This window comes from Bacillus sp. V59.32b, assembly GCF_003429085.1.
Classification (GTDB): Bacteria; Bacillota; Bacilli; order Bacillales; family DSM-1321; genus Peribacillus.
The window spans coordinates 1-12,895 of sequence record NZ_QVTC01000105.1 but is presented as its reverse complement, the minus strand read 5'-3'; the positions used below and the strand labels follow the sequence as shown (position 1 = coordinate 12,895).

Annotated in this window: 11 protein-coding genes and 1 pseudogene; 8 read left to right on the top strand and 4 right to left on the bottom strand. The window is 41.4% G+C overall.

The features are described from left to right. The 4 genes and pseudogenes from D0463_RS18600 to D0463_RS18585 form a co-directional block, all read left to right on the top strand. Window positions 1-285: pseudogene (locus D0463_RS18600) on the top strand (Gfo/Idh/MocA family protein); the annotation flags it as partial. A gap of 164 nt (window positions 286-449) precedes the next feature. Then, window positions 450-1,616 (top strand): Gfo/Idh/MocA family protein, encoded by a 1,167-nt coding sequence (locus D0463_RS18595; RefSeq protein ID WP_117308841.1) that lies wholly within the window; start codon window positions 450-452, stop codon window positions 1,614-1,616. Beyond that, window positions 1,613-2,584, top strand: a complete 972-nt coding sequence (locus D0463_RS18590) for a sugar phosphate isomerase/epimerase family protein (protein WP_117308840.1) — start codon at window positions 1,613-1,615, stop codon at window positions 2,582-2,584. Before D0463_RS18595 ends, D0463_RS18590 begins: the two co-directional genes overlap by 4 nt. A gap of 120 nt (window positions 2,585-2,704) precedes the next feature. Beyond that, a complete protein-coding gene (locus tag D0463_RS18585) occupies window positions 2,705-4,009 on the top strand; it encodes an MFS transporter (RefSeq protein ID WP_117308844.1) in 1,305 nt (434 codons plus the stop codon). Window positions 4,010-4,067: 58 nt separating this feature from the next. Here the strand turns inward: D0463_RS18585 and bioB are convergent, their stop codons facing one another. Together bioB and D0463_RS18575 are read right to left on the bottom strand one after the other, a co-directional pair. Further along, on the bottom strand, window positions 4,068-5,069 hold the full coding sequence (gene bioB, locus D0463_RS18580) for a biotin synthase BioB (RefSeq protein WP_117308839.1): 1,002 nt from the start codon (window positions 5,067-5,069) through the stop codon (window positions 4,068-4,070). A 20-nt stretch (window positions 5,070-5,089) separates the two neighbouring features. Beyond that, entirely contained in the window at window positions 5,090-5,686 is a 597-nt protein-coding gene (locus D0463_RS18575; RefSeq protein ID WP_117308838.1) for a biotin transporter BioY, read from the bottom strand. A 400-nt stretch (window positions 5,687-6,086) separates the two neighbouring features. On the opposite strand from D0463_RS18575, the gene D0463_RS18570 reads away from it, so the two are divergent. The 4 genes from D0463_RS18570 (at window position 6,087) to D0463_RS18555 (ending at window position 9,352) form a co-directional block, all read left to right on the top strand. Continuing rightward, window positions 6,087-6,926, top strand: coding sequence for a CPBP family intramembrane glutamic endopeptidase (locus D0463_RS18570; RefSeq protein ID WP_254052859.1), 840 nt, complete (start codon window positions 6,087-6,089; stop codon window positions 6,924-6,926). 381 nt (window positions 6,927-7,307) lie between these two features. Then, window positions 7,308-8,471, top strand: a complete 1,164-nt coding sequence (locus D0463_RS18565; RefSeq protein WP_117308836.1) for a coiled-coil domain-containing protein — start codon at window positions 7,308-7,310, stop codon at window positions 8,469-8,471. A 168-nt stretch (window positions 8,472-8,639) separates the two neighbouring features. Further along, window positions 8,640-9,071, top strand: coding sequence for a hypothetical protein (locus D0463_RS18560; protein ID WP_367946594.1), 432 nt, complete (start codon window positions 8,640-8,642; stop codon window positions 9,069-9,071). Beyond that, complete coding sequence (locus tag D0463_RS18555) at window positions 9,059-9,352, top strand: YxcD family protein (protein ID WP_117308835.1); 294 nt, start codon at window positions 9,059-9,061, stop codon at window positions 9,350-9,352. The genes D0463_RS18560 and D0463_RS18555 overlap by 13 nt, the downstream gene beginning before the upstream one ends. A gap of 566 nt (window positions 9,353-9,918) precedes the next feature. Here the strand turns inward: D0463_RS18555 and D0463_RS18550 are convergent. Beyond that, complete coding sequence (locus D0463_RS18550) at window positions 9,919-10,914, bottom strand: LLM class flavin-dependent oxidoreductase (protein WP_117308842.1); 996 nt, start codon at window positions 10,912-10,914, stop codon at window positions 9,919-9,921. Window positions 10,915-11,048: 134 nt separating this feature from the next. Then, a complete protein-coding gene (locus D0463_RS18545; protein WP_117308834.1) occupies window positions 11,049-12,440 on the bottom strand; it encodes an amino acid permease in 1,392 nt (463 codons plus the stop codon). Window positions 12,441-12,895: the final 455 nt, after the last annotated feature.

The window sequence follows — 12,895 nt, the reverse complement described above, 5'->3', positions numbered from 1 at the left end:
AGCTTCTCTGATGATCCAAGTGATGCGAAAGGTTTCAGAACCGTTTATACTGGCCCGGCTCACCCGTATGGGGAAGCACTATGGCCAATCCCTGCACTTGGAATCGGCTATGGAGAAACAAAAATAATTGAAACACATGATTTCATTAAATCTATCGTCGAAAATACAGAAGTATCACCAAACTTCAATGATGGATACCAGATCGCGTTAATAAGTGATGCCATCCTTGAATCGGCCGAAAAAGCTACTTGGGTGAGTCTTGATCAATCTGCAGAAAATCGATAAGAGAAGAATTTATTTTTAAACTTTATAGAGGCTGCTCATTTGAGTAGCCTTTTCTAAAAAAGGTGAAATCGTTCGTGCAACCGAACCATTTTATTGAAGGCAATGTATTCCACCTATGGTATTCAAGTCGTAAACATAGTTTATAGAACAGGAGGAAAACAATTTTGGAAAAAATAAAAGTTGGAGTTATCGGGACAGGGTTTATCGGTCCAACTCATATTGAGGCAATTAGAAGGTTAGGATTTGTGGAAGTAATCGGACTTGCGGAAAGCAGTCAGGAGTCGGCTGAAAAGAAAGCGGCTGAGCTCGGGATTCCGAAAGCGTATGGTGATTATCGTGAGATGTTAAAGGATCCTGAGATCCAGGTGGTCCATAACTGTACGCCGAATCATCTTCACTTTTCCATTAATAAAGATATTATTTTAGCCGGCAAGCATGTAGTATCAGAAAAACCTTTGGCGATGTCAAGTGTGGAATCAGCTGAATTGTTAGCGCTCGCAAAAGAACATAAAGTTGTACATGGCGTGAATTTTAATTATCGTCAATTCCCTATAGTGAAACAATTGGCTGCTATGGTTAGAAATGATCAGTTAGGAAAAGTAAATGTCGTTCACGGCAGCTATTTACAAGATTGGTTATTGTACGAAACAGACTTTAACTGGCGTTTAGCTCCTGAAGTGGGAGGCAAATCACGTGCTATTGCGGATATTGGATCGCACTGGTGCGATACCATCCAATATGTAACCGGAAAACGAATCGTCGAAGTTTTCGCCGATTTGGCAACGGTCATACCGGTAAGAAAAAAACCTAAGCATAATGGTTCTACATTTGGCAATGAAAAAGCGGCAGAGGAAAGCTACGAAGACGTTTCGATCAATACAGAAGATTATGCATCAGTCCTTGTGCGCTTTGATGACGGCACAAGAGGTGTGTTCACTGTTTCCCAGGTAAGCGCAGGGAGAAAGAACAGACTTAGCTTTGAAGTGAATGGCAGCCAAGCCTCCGCCTTCTGGAACCAGGAAGAACCGGCAAAGCTCTGGATCGGGCACCGGGATAAACCAAATGAAGTTCTTCAAGCTGACCCTGGATTATTCCTGCCCGAAGCAAGACAAGCAATCCACCATCCTGGAGGCCATAACGAAGGCTGGCCGGACGCCTTGAAAAACATGATGCTTAATTTCTATACATTCATTCGTGAAGGAAAAGACCCTCTGCGTGATCAGGCTAATTTTGCCACCTTTGAAGATGGACATTTATCCATGTGCATTACCGATGCCGTTCTCGAAAGCCATGAACAGCAAAGATGGGTGAAAGTGGAGGTATCGAAGTGAAACTAGGGGTATTTACCGCTTTATACCAAAACATTCCGTTTGAAGAAATGCTTGATAAGTTAAAAGGCATGGGCGTTGAGGCTGTTGAACTGGGAACGGGTAATTATCCGGGAAACAGCCATTGTAATCCAGATGAACTATTTGAAAGTCCCGAGAAACTAAAATCTTTTAAACTGGCAATCGAAAACAGAGGCTTGACCATCAGCGGTTTAAGTGCCCATGGCAATCCTCTTCACCCTAATAAAAAGATTGCGAATGATGCCCATGAAGTATGGAGAAAAACTGTTTTATTAGCTGAACGTTTAGAAGTTCCTGTCATTAATGGGTTTTCCGGTGCTCCCGGCGATCACCCACATGCAAAATATCCAAACTGGGTAACGTGCTCTTGGCCACCGGAATATTTGGAAATTCTGGACTGGCAGTGGAACGATGTAGTCATTCCTTACTGGAAAGAAGAAGCTAAATTTGCGGAATCGCATGGAATTAACCAAATTGCATTTGAAATGCATCCCGGATTTGTTGTCTATAATCCGGAAACCTTACTGAAATTAAGAGAACATGCCGGAGAAAGCATTGGAGCGAATTTTGACCCAAGCCATCTGGTCTGGCAAGGTATTGATCCGGTAGAAGCCATCAAAAAGCTTGGCCGCGAAAATGCAATCTTCCATTTCCATGCAAAGGACACTTATTTAGACAAAGCTAACATAAATGTAAACGGTGTCTTAGATACGAAACACTACAGCAATATTCTAGACCGCTCATGGACGTTCAGATCAGTCGGATATGGACATGACGAAAAAATGTGGAAGGACATCGTAAGTACACTGCGTGCTGTCGGATATGATTATGTTGTCTCCATCGAGCATGAGGACATGCTTGCCTCGGTTGATGAGGGGCTAAGTAAAGCGATCAGTCTATTAAAAGGGATACTCTTCAAAGAGCAACTAACTGAAATGTGGTGGGCATAAGACATTTGAAGTTGTCTTAATGCAAGAACCTAGTAGAAAACTTTAGGGAGTCCTAGCTGATGTAATAAGGATATGTTTCTGACACCATTAAGAACAACATACGATTTTGAGGTGATTATATTGAACTCAGTTTTAGGCAAAGAACGAACAATCGGCGGACTTCCTGCACCATTGATTTGGGGCTATGTCGCTACATTACTATTTATGGTAGGTGACGGTCTTGAACACGGATGGCTTTCCCCCTATCTAATTGAACAGGGGCTGACCGTTCAACAGTCAGCCACACTTTTCACAGCATACGGAGCGGTGCTGGCCATTGCCTCATATTTTTCGGGAGTTCTTACGGAAGCGTGGGGACCGAGAAAAGTTATGCTAGCAGGTATGGTCACCTGGCTAATCGGTCAAATTCTTTTTATAGAATATGGATTAAAAGATCTGAATTATGCAGTTATGTTGCCGACTTACGCAATTCGTGGACTTGGGTACCCTTTATTTTGCTATTCGTTTTTAGTTTGGGTTACTTATCGCAGTCCTGAACGGAGACTGGCTACGGCTGTAGGCCTGTTTTGGGCTGCATGGAGCGGCGGACTCTATGTTGTAGGAAGTTATTTTCCGGCCTACATGATTCCAAAAATCGGGTATATTGGATTAATGTGGAGTGCCATCGTTTGGGTATTAGTCGGGGGAATAGTTGGTATTTTGGTCGTCAAAGACACCCAAATGAGCAAGAGCCCGAAAGGCAATGCGAAGAATACGCTCAAGAGTTTACTAAGCGGCTTGACGATAAGTATTGAAAAACCAAAAGTCGCAATCGGCGGGATTGTCCGTATTATCAACTCGACCGGAATCGGTGCTTTTCCTATCTTTTTTCCTCTTTATTTGTCGTCTGAATACGGATACACCACTGAGGAATGGCTGCAAATCTGGGGGACGATGTGGGTGGCAAATATCGCATTCAATCTTGTCATCCCGTACATCAGTGATAGATGGCTGGGCTGGCGCAATACGATCATGTGGATCGGCAGTGTGGGTTGCGGAGTAATGACACTGGCCATGCTTTATACTCCCCAAATCTTCGGTTATAATTACTGGGCGATGATGCTGGTAGGAATATTCTTTGGAATCGTTCTTACAGGCTACGTGCCGCTTACCGCTCTAGTAAGCTCAATGGCGCCGGATCAGAAAGGCTCTGCCATGGCAGTCGTTAATTTAGGAGCGGGATTAGCTTATTTTATTGCTCCGGCGATCGTTGGAGCCTTCATCGGAAGCCTCGGCGTGGATGGCGTCATGTGGATATTCGCTATTTTGTACTTCATCAGCGCTATTTTAATGATATTCATGAAACTACCTAATGAAGAAAATCAGGACGAAAGCGTCGCTGAGAAACAATCGGTTAAAGGAAGAAAACTTGCAGAAATTAAATAAAAATGTATAATAATTTGTTTTGCGGCCTTGTAGTGAATAAGCTACAAGGCCTTTTAAATTAACTAAATACCGGATCGGCCTCATTATTTACAGTATCAACCTCAAACCCCAAATCCGTAAGCATCCGATGGTCTGCAGTGCTTTCCTGTCCGGCGGTGGTTAAGTAATTACCTACAAATATGGAGTTGGCAGGATAAAGACCCAACGGCTGCAAACTCCGTAAATTTACTTCTCTGCCGCCTGAGATCCGAATTTCTTTTGTCGGGTTGATAAAACGCATCAGGCACAGGACCTTCAGGCAGTATCTCGGATTGAGTTCATCGGTTCCTTCAAGAGGAGTTCCATCAATGGCGTGCAAAAAATTAACCGGAATTGAGTCGGCATCCAGCGCTTTCAGGCTTCTGGCCATATCAATAACATCTTGCATGGTTTCTCTCATTCCGATAATAACACCGGAACAAGGAGAAATGCCGGCTTCTTTAATAAGCTGCACAGTGTCTACCCTGTCTTGGTACGTATGAGAAGTGGTAATCGATTCATGATGGCTTTCTGAGGTGTTGATATTATGGTTGTAGCGCTCAACGCCTGCTTCTCTTAATCTCGTTGCTTGATCAGGCTTAATCAGGCCAAGGCAGGCGCAAATTTTGAGATTATATTTATCCTTAATTTCCTTTACAGCCGAAACGACGGTGTCAATTTCTTTATTGCTTGGGCCCCTTCCACTGGCAACAATACAATAGGTGCCGACATTGAGATTATGGGCCTGCTCGGCGCCTTTTAAAATCGATTCCTTGTTCATCATTCGGTACTTTTCGATTGGGGCTGTTGAGACGCTGGATTGGGAGCAATACCCGCAGTTTTCCGGACATAGGCCGGATTTTGTATTGATGATCATGTTAAGTTTGACTTTGTTGCCGTAGTAATGGCGGCGAATGGTATAGGCGCCCTGCAACAGTTCCAGAAGTTCGTCATCAGGACAGTTCAGGATCGATAATGCCTCGTCATCATTCAATTCATAGCCATTTAATACATTAAGTGAGAGCTGTTTCCAATCACCCATTTTATTATCTCCCTTCTAATTTAAGCTGCTCGTTTTACATTTCTGAATTGGCTTTTAGATAACAATGTTCTTTCCAAGCGGAGCGCCATAAATCCGGCACAAACAGCCAGGATGATGTCTTTTGGCAATGGAGGAATCATCCACATCCAGGCCAATTTGTATGTAAACCCTTCCGGTGCAGCAGCCCATAGATCATAAGCAAAGTACATCCAGTTTGTACCGAATAAATAATTAATGGTCATTCCGATTAAAGAAGCAAACACATATGAAGGCATGCTATCATTCTTTTCGATGATTTTTCCGACGGCGTACGCCGTGAAGATAAACGAAATGATAAAACCAAATGTCGGTTTGATAATCATAGAAACACCGCCGCCAAATTGTGCAAAAATCGGAGCTCCAACTAGGCCTACAGCAGCATATACGATCATGGCAATTGCGCCAAGCCTGCTGCCGAGAATGGCCCCTGCCAAAATGGCAAAAAAGGTTTGCAATGTAATGGGAACCCCGCCCACCACCATAAATGGTGCGAAAGATGTAATGTTAGCGCCGATAGCCATCAAGGCTACAAACATCCCAACTAATGTTAAATCAATTGTTCTTAATTTTCCGTTCATTTTGAAGCTCCTTTTCAAAGTATTTGATAAACTAAGGATAATAGAATGATAAAATTAATGTCAACTAAATTTTAATTTTGGTTTACATATATTAACCGCCATTCAATAATATAATCTGACGAATCGTATTTTTCTTCTTACCAGCAATTGCATGAATCCGTTTTTCCATAAAATAAACACCCTATTAAAGAACTTTTTCACAAGCCGATACTTAAGATAGAAGATATAACAAGTGATATTTCTTTAGCGGCGAAGTTTCCGCTTCGAAGGTTATTTCGGTATTTGAGTAGACCAAACAAAGTTTAGAACTAAAAATTAAATTAGATATAGCAACAAGATAAGGGGGATTTTCCTGAGTTACTTAACAAATTTACCGGGGAAAAACAGCTGGAAAAGGTATTTGCTTTCATTATTTGTCATCATCGTATCTATCATATTAGGAAGTCTGGTTTATGGCATTTGTGCTATCATCGAAATGGCATATCGGGGCACGCTGGTAGCCTATTGGGAGAGTGGTACTGACGAATTTGTCGGAGTCAGTCCTACCAATGATTTGCTGTATTCGAATTTGATGAACGCAGTTTGGTTATTGGGAATTTGGTTTTCTATCAGAGTAATCCATAAACGGAAGCTCAGGACCCTGATTACTTCACAGCCTAAAATTAATTGGAAACAAGTTTTCTGGGGGTTTTCGGTATTTTTTGGATTGTTAGCAGTTTTTCAAGCTATTGATTTTATTATCGTTCCAGGAGATACCATACTGAATGATTTTACTTGGAAAGAATTTCTCTTTCTATTTCTTGTCGTGCTTTTTACTGTACCGATTCAGAGCACAGTAGAGGAACTATTTTTCAGGGGTTTTCTTTTGCAATGGCTCGCAAAGAAGACTACCAATCCTTTTGTTTTATCGAGTATCATAGCGCTTATCTTCGGTTCGCTTCATTTCTTTAATCCGGAAATGGACCGGTCCGCTGTATGGGTAGGTCTTGACTATTTATTTGTAGGTTTTATGCTGACGTTCATTGCTATGAAAATGAGCAGCCTGGAGCTTTCAATTGGAGCCCATGCTGCAAATAACATGTTTCTTTTCTGGTTCTTTTCGGATGAAGAATCAGTCGGGGGTGCGATACCGGCGATTTTCAAAGTGGTAGATGTAAATCCGATGGCTTCGTTTTTCGTAAGTGCCTGTATCATGTTCATCTACTATTTATTATCACGCAGAAAATATGCTGATTTGTAAATAACAAGATAGGGGAAACCTGGGTCAGTTCACAATTGTGGGCTGACTTTTTCTATGGGTATATTTTACACAGAATACTGAAAAAATAAAATCTTGCGGTTTATTGTAATAGTCGAAATATAAATGTAACGAGCCTATTACAAGAATGAAAAAATCAAATGATATACTTCGCTTAGTGTCAAAGTAGGTTTACTAGTAATTTGTAAATTATCTATGTCACACAGACACGTTTTGAAAGATTAATAGCATCATACAACTTGAATTCTCATAAAGACTATATAGTTTGCCGTCAGTAAAAATTAATCATTGTCGAATTGCTGTATTTGATCAATTGATAGAGATGCAGAGTTCAGACTTGGGAAGAAAGCAGGGGAATAAAAAGTGTTAAGAAAAAAGTTGATTGCATTGAATACAACCATTGTGTTAGGATTGGGAAGTTTTTTTGCTCTTCCGGCTTTACAAGCAGAAGCTAATAAAGCTGAAGTACAGGAAGAACGTTCAGGAATCCAGGAAAAGATCAAAGGAGCCGATAAAGAGATTTCCTATCTACAAGAGAAACAAGCTGCCCTGAATGAGCAAATCAAACGAAGCGAACAAGCTATTAAAGATAATACTCAAAAAATAGATGACACAAAAAAACAAATCACCGATACAAAGTCAGAGGTTGATGAATTAAAAAAAGAAATACCTATTATAGAAGACAGGATTTTAAAACGTAATGAAGTGCTGAAAGAGCGTGCCCTTTCTTTCCAAGAGAGCGGTGGAGACGTTAGTTATCTTGAAGTATTGCTTGGTTCTTCAAGCTTCCGGAACTTCGTTGACCGTGTAGGGGCCGTAGCTACTATTGTGGAAGCGGACCGTGAGATTCTTGAACAACATGAAGCTGATAAAGAGGAACTAAAAACCAAAAAAGCAGCGGTAGAAAAAAAGCTTGCTGGCTTGAATGAATCCAGAGTAGAACTAGAAGGCATGATGGCTCAAATCAAAGAGCAAGAAAGCCAGGCAAAAACAATGAAGGAAGATCTTAATCAGCAGGAACAGCTTGCTGTTGCTTTAAAGGCTGATCTTCAGGATAAGGACGGAAGCCTTGCCACTCTTGAAAATTCACTTCAGGATGAAATGGTTGCGGAACCTGTTTCTACTGTCTCTTATAAAGGAAAAGGGAATAAATCTATTGCCGTAAGAGCTGGAAATAAATATATCGGGAATTCCGTGTATGTGTTTGGCGGGGGAAGAACAGCGTCTGATATCGCGAACGGAAGATTTGACTGTTCCGGATTTGTTGCCTGGGCTTATTCCCAAGCAGGAATCAAGCTTCCGGCACATACTGATGCGCTTAAGAATTCAGGAAGCCAGATTTCCTACAGCCAAATTCAGCCCGGAGATCTCGTGTTTTTTGATACGTATAAAAAAGATGGCCATGTAGGCATCTATGTCGGCGGCGGAAAATTCATTGGCTCCCAAAGCTCTACAGGTGTTGCAATTGTAAACATGACGAGCGGATACTGGGGAGACAAGTTCAACGGACGCGTGGTAAGAATTTAATAGAATCATATCATGCAAATAAGGCAAGGATGTTTCCTTGTCTTATTTTCTGGTTAAATATGTTAGTGAAGAAAACGAAACCTTTGTCTTTTGATTTCGTATATAATAATATAGGAAACGGCTAATGCCTTTCTATAAGAAAATTAAACAATGGAGGAATTACCTATCATGATGAAGAAGTTATTAACAGCAATGCTTACGTTATCGATTGCTTTTACTCCGGTAGGAAGCTTTGTGTTTGACGGGACGGATAATGTCGCAAGCGCAAAATCATATAAATCGGGAAAGAGAAGCTTTAACACCAACCCATCAAGCCCGGCTCAGAACAATAAAGCCGAATCTAATTCCTTCACAAGAAAATCACCCAATAACAACAGCACTTTCAATAGAAGTGGTGGCTTAATGCGTGGCATTTTGTATGGCGGCATCGCCGGAATGCTCCTTGGTGGATTATTAGGCAACATGGGTGCATTAGGTGGATTTATTGGTTTACTGATCAATGTACTGGCTGTCGTTGTGATTATCTCGCTTGCCCGCAGCATTTTCAGAATGCTGAAAAATAAGCGCAGAGAACAGGATGATAATCCTTGGAAACGCTAATCATTTCCGAACAGGATGTCATCAATGCGGTCTGTAAATACATCGCAGACAAAAAACAAGTCCAGCCTCAAGAGGTTGAAGTTGAACTGATGTATGATGATGATTACGGTTTTTCAGCAGAGGTATATGTTGCTGACAGAAAACAGGTACTGATCACACAAAATTTAATCGAAGCTCTTCGCGGATGGCTCGACCAAGTGCTCAATATGAATCCTTATCTAGGTATTCAACTGGTCCTTGACGATGAAGAAGGTATCGTTGCACATATTAAGGGCAGTTAAATAAAAAGGCTAACTTTCTTTTAGAAAGTTAGCCTTTTTTTTGAATATATGAGCGATGATCCAGATATATGAGCGTTTATGCAAATATATGAGCGATGACCCAGATATATGAGCGGTTATTCAAATATATGAGCGATGATCCAGATATATGAGCGGTTATGCAAATATATGAGCGATGACCCAGATATATGAGCGGTTATGCAGATATATGAGCGATGATCCAGATATATGAGCGGTTATGCAAATATATGAGCGATGATCCAGACATATGAGCGGTTATGCAAATATATGAGCGATGATCCAGATATATGAGCGTTTATGCAAATATATGAGCGATGACCCAGATATATGAGCGATTGTGCAAATATATGAGCGATGATCCAGATATATGAGCGGTTATGCAAATATATGAGCGATGACCCAGATATATGAGCGATGACCCAGATATATGAGCGATGACCAAATTTAAGAGCGGACGATAAACAGGTCATCTTATTAAGAGTTATTATCTAATGGCTATGGATAGATTTTTCTATGACAGGGAATCCGGCTATGCAGTAAGATGCTCACAGGTCAAACTCTTTAGCCAATAATTCGTATGATCGCAATTTAGCATGGAAGTCGTAAATATTTGTAATGATCATAAACTCGTCGGTTCTATAAATTTCTTTTAACAACAAAAGCTCTTGCTTCACTTTTTCGGGAGTGCCGATGATGGCCCTACGCCGGTTATTCCTGATGATTTGCTTGTCCTCGTCGCTAAGAATGACCTTTTTTGCCTCATCCACTGAGAGAATTTGTGTGTCGCTGCCTTTGCCAACGTTCAACAGCCAAATATCCTGACTCCAAGCTAATTCCTCTGCTTCCTCTTCTGTTTCCGCGCATACAACAAAGATGCAAACGTTCATTTCGGGCTCTGAGCGCGAGATGGATGGCTGGAACTTTGTGAAATATTCTTCTGCCGCCCTTCGTCCTTCATTTGGTGAAATAAAGTGGCCATACGTAAATGCCGTCCCGTTTTCCGCTGCTACGCGGGCGCCCCGATGGGATATTCCAAGCAGCCACATTTCCGGTTGGGTATCGGAAAAAGGAGCAGCCTTTACCTCCTCGTAAGGATGACCCACCGGCAGAGAATCGTATAAGAATCCCTGTAAATCCCTTAGCTGGCGTGGGAACTCATTCATGCTTCTTCTTATCGAATCTGTAAGTGCCAAGCGGGTTGCAGTCGCTCCGCCTGGTGAGCGGCCAATTCCGAGGTCAATGCGGCCTGGAAACAAGGCTTCCAGTGTTTTAAAGTTTTCCGCGACTTTATAGGGACTGTATTGTGGCAGAAGGACTCCACCGGATCCAACACGGATTTTACTAGTGTGGGAGGCGATATGAGAGATCAAAATTTCAGGAGACGAGCTTGCTAAACCATTTGTATTATGGTGCTCGGCCAGCCAGAAACGCGTATATCCAAGCTGTTCTGCCGAAGTCGCTAATTGCAGGGTTTGCTGCAAGGCGACGCGGGCATTTGAACCTTTTGAAATAGGTGATTGATCGAGAACACTGAGTTGCATGACGAAAGCTCCTTTGAGTAATCCAATGTATGAATAGTTTACTCCTTTTTTAAAGTTTTTCAAAAGATTGGTCTTGTATGTACTATGTGAAAGAAAAAAAGGAAGCATCTGCTTAAGATGCTTCCTTCTATGAATCAATTCGTCCGTTTTTTCATTAAAAATGGATACAGCAACAATCCTATTACAAACAAGCCGATACCGAGCAGGAATGTAGTCATATCAGACGTACCTGTTTTGATTACCCATAAGGAATAGATTAGAGCAAGTATCGTCACAATCCCGTCCAGCTTTCGGAAGCCTTTGATTGTATCGTATGTTTCTCCGGTGATGACCAGCTTCAGCTGATAAATCGCAGAGACAAGATATGGAATCAAATAGGCAAGGGTGGCGACGACAATTACAAAATCGTAAGCTTCGGCTACCGTGCCTGAAATAGTAGAGAATAAGAAAATTTGTGTCATCAAATTTGTAAGCGTTAGTGAATTTACAGGGCTGCCGTTTTTATTTGTTTTGCCAAAAAACGCTGGGAAAAGATTTGCTTTCGCGGCCTGATATGGCACTTCAGAACTTACGACAATCCAGCCGATTGTTGATCCAATCAGGGAAATGACTGCAAGAAGCGCCATCATGTAAATACCGCTGGTCCCCACTACAGATTCCAACGCATCCACTAAAGGTCTTTGCGATTCCCTCAATTGTTCCTGTGGAAGAGCACCCATTGTCAGTAACGTGATTCCGATATAAATGGCGAGCGAAATCAGGAGCCCGATAATGGTTGCCTTTTTTACATCACTTTGGGACTTAGCCCGATTGGAAAGCATGACCGCCGATTCAATCCCAATGAATGCCCAGAGAGTGGCGATAGCTGCGGCATTGACCTGGCTTCCTAAAGAACGCACATGTCCTTTTGCATCGACAAAATCCTTGGCATTCCCTAAATTCGCAGTATCAAAGATAAAAACAGTGACAACGATGAACAAGGTGAAGCCTAATACTTTCGTTACGGTTGCGATCAGATTCATCTTTCCGGCGCTGTTAAAGCTTCTTGAAAGGATGGCTTGAATTCCCCATAGCATAATCGAACAGATAAGAAATGTAGTAAGCTTTCCAATTTCTAAAGTAAAAGATCCGATGTTCATTATCGGCTTCGTGCTAATCATAATTGGAAAGAAAGTAGATAGATAGCCGGCAAACGTAATAATCACTGAGGCAGTCGCCGCCCAGTTTGCCGCCCAATATCCCCATGCCATGCTGTATCCGGCAGCTCGTCCGGTTTTAGGTGATGAAAACAGCGCCTGCGCGTAGCTCTGCGGCCCCGCCTTTAAATCAGGCTTACGCACGGCCAAGTTTCCAAAGACCAAAGCAATCATAAATACGCCAAAGCCGGTAATGATCCATGCGAGCGTCGAGCCGAGTGGGCTTGATTTTAATGCCATATTTGCCGGCAGCATGAAAATACCGCCGCCGACCATATTTCCAACAACGAAGGTTGTTAGGATCCACAATCCCCATTTTTTATTATTCATTTAATTATCTACCTTTCTATATCGTTCGTAAAATTCATTATTGTAGTGTGAAAAACATTCACTTCCTAGTTAAGACACGGCAGTATTTGAAATATCAGTAATATGATATGCGGGTAAATTTATTCATACAAGGTAATCGAATAAGCATGAAAAAAATGGTGATACAGTATAAAGGTACATAACTTCTTATTCTCTAATCCATAGATTCCTACCTTTCAAATTACTATGCTAGTATATAATAATATTTTAGTTTGGTAAAGTAATAAAGTGAAAATCATGATTTTCAATTTATTCATAAATCAGATTTTCTAAGTAAACGCATAAAAATGAGAAAAGAGCTGTGTTCATTTATTTTCTTAAATATTATTAGAGAAAGAAAAATATAAAATCATATGATTCTTCACCAAAAGAAGTGGTTTAAGCTTTTGATTATCCGTTGATTTCCGCTCCAGGCG

What these genes read in the sequence shown, in the direction of transcription:
- D0463_RS18575 (WP_117308838.1), bottom strand. Translation starts at nt 5,686, where the DNA reads ATGAACGGAAAATTAAGAACAATTGATTTAACATTAGTTGGGATGTTT.
- D0463_RS18550 (WP_117308842.1), bottom strand. Translation starts at nt 10,914, where the DNA reads ATGCAACTCAGTGTTCTCGATCAATCACCTATTTCAAAAGGTTCAAAT.
- bioB (WP_117308839.1), bottom strand. Translation starts at nt 5,069, where the DNA reads ATGGGTGATTGGAAACAGCTCTCACTTAATGTATTAAATGGCTATGAA.
- D0463_RS18545 (WP_117308834.1), bottom strand. Translation starts at nt 12,440, where the DNA reads ATGAATAATAAAAAATGGGGATTGTGGATCCTAACAACCTTCGTTGTT.
- D0463_RS18560 (WP_367946594.1), top strand. Translation starts at nt 8,640, where the DNA reads ATGATGAAGAAGTTATTAACAGCAATGCTTACGTTATCGATTGCTTTT.